2 protein-coding genes are annotated in these 1,815 nt (G+C 71.3%); both read left to right on the forward strand.

What is annotated here, in order from left to right; all coding sequences use genetic code 11:
- The first annotated feature begins 1 nt into the window (after position 1).
- On the forward strand, positions 2 to 328 hold the full coding sequence (locus FDZ70_10050; GenBank protein TLM68092.1) for a hypothetical protein: 327 nt from the start codon (positions 2 to 4) through the stop codon (positions 326 to 328).
- Positions 329 to 422: 94 nt separating this feature from the next.
- On the forward strand, positions 423 to 1,815 hold a 1,393-nt coding region (locus tag FDZ70_10055; GenBank protein TLM68093.1), incomplete at its 3' end, for a chromosome segregation protein SMC.

The following is a 1,815-nucleotide window of genomic DNA, read 5'->3' on the forward strand; positions in this document are numbered from 1 at the left end:
CATGGAGGCGCTCTGCGCAGCGCTGTACCTCGACGGCGGGCTTGCCGCGGCGGCGGCCTTCGTCGACCGCGCGGTGATCTCTCAGGCCGGGACGCTGCCGACGGCAACGGAGCACCCGCGCGTGGCGCTCACGGAACTCGTGCAGGCACGCGGCGAGACCGTCGAGTTCCGCGTCGTCGAGTCGCGAGGACCGGCGCACGAACGCGTCTTCACCGTCGAGGCGCACGTGGCCGGGCGGCTGCTCGGCGCCGGGTCCGGACCGTCCAAGAAGGAGGCGGCGGCACGGGCGTCTGAGGCCGCCCTGGCAAGCCTCCGCGACGCCCGGTAGTGCCGCCCCCGTGTGGTAGCATGATGCGCGCTCGCGGCGCGTCCGTTCGTGCCGCGTGCGCTGTGTGTTCCGCGCTCTTTGGCGAGAGGCCCGCGTGTACCTCAAGTCCCTCACACTCAAGGGTTTCAAGTCCTTCGCGGACCGCACGCACCTGACCCTGGAGCCCGGCGCCTGCGTCATCGTGGGACCCAACGGCTCGGGCAAGTCGAACATCTCAGACGCCATCCTGTGGGTCCTCGGCGAGCAGTCCGCGCGCGCCCTGCGCGGCAACGTCATGGAGGACGTCATCTTCGCGGGCTCGTCGGGCCGGCAGGCGGTGGGCGTCGCCGAGGTCGACATGGTGCTCGACAACTCGGACGGCACCGTCCCGCTCGACTTCTCCGAGGTCACCATCACACGCCGCATGTACCGCAGCGGCGAGAGCGAGTACCTGCTCAACCAGACGCCGTCGCGGCTGATGGACGTCCACGACCTGCTCCACGACTCAGGCCTCGGCCGCGACACGCACTCCATCATCAGCCAGGGCCGGCTCGAGGAGGTCCTCAATTCGCGCCCCGAGGACCGGCGTTCGCTCATCGAGGAGGCTGCAGGCGTCCTCAAGCACAAGAAGCGCAAGGAGCGCGCCATCCGCAAGCTCGCCGCGATGGACGCGCACCTCACGCGCGCCAAGGACGTGCTCGCCGAGATCGACCGCCAGCTCCGCCCGCTCGAGCGCCAGGCCGGACGCGCGGTCCAGCACTCGAAGCTCGTCGAGGAGTTGCGCTCGCTGGAAGTCGCGCTGGCGGTCGAGGACCTGCGCGCGCTCGAGGCCGACTGGGACCTCGTCGTCAAAGGCGAGAAGGAAGCCGAGGCGGACATCGAGCTCGCCCGCTACCGCCTCACCGAACGCGAGAAGGAGCTGGGCAAGTTCCAGGCACTGCTCGAGGAGAAGGGCCTGTTCGTCGGCGACCTCGGCGAGCAGCGCAGGCGGCTGCAGTCCGTCCTCGAGCGCCTCAACTCGGGCCTGCTGCTGCTCGAGGAGAAGGGCAAGAACCTCGTCGAGCGCCTGAGCGAACTGCGCCAGAAGGTCCACTACGCCGAGACGCGCATCACGGCGCGGCGCGCCGAGCTCGACCGGCTCGCCGAGGACCGCGCGGACGCCGACGGCAGGCTCGCCGGCTTCTACCAGCAACTCGCCGACGTGCGCCGCGAGGCGGAAGGGGCACGCAAGGAGCGCACCGCCGCCGACGAGGCCCTGGCCGAGACCCAGTCGACGGCGCGCCGCGTGCGCAAGGAGCTCGACGACGCACGTACCGCGATCGCCGAGCTCGATCGGGCGCTCTCGGCGTTCAGGCTCGAGGAGCAGCTCCTCGCCGAACAGGCCGAGGGCGCCCGTGTCCGGCGCGCGGCGCTGCAGTCGACCCTGTCGGCCCGGCGCACGAAGCTCGATCAGACCGACGCGGAGCTCGATCGCGTGAAGCGGGAGGCGGCGCTCGCCGGCGCCGACG

The organism is Actinomycetota bacterium (assembly GCA_005774595.1).
In the GTDB taxonomy this organism is placed as follows: Bacteria; Actinomycetota; Coriobacteriia; order Anaerosomatales; family D1FN1-002; genus D1FN1-002.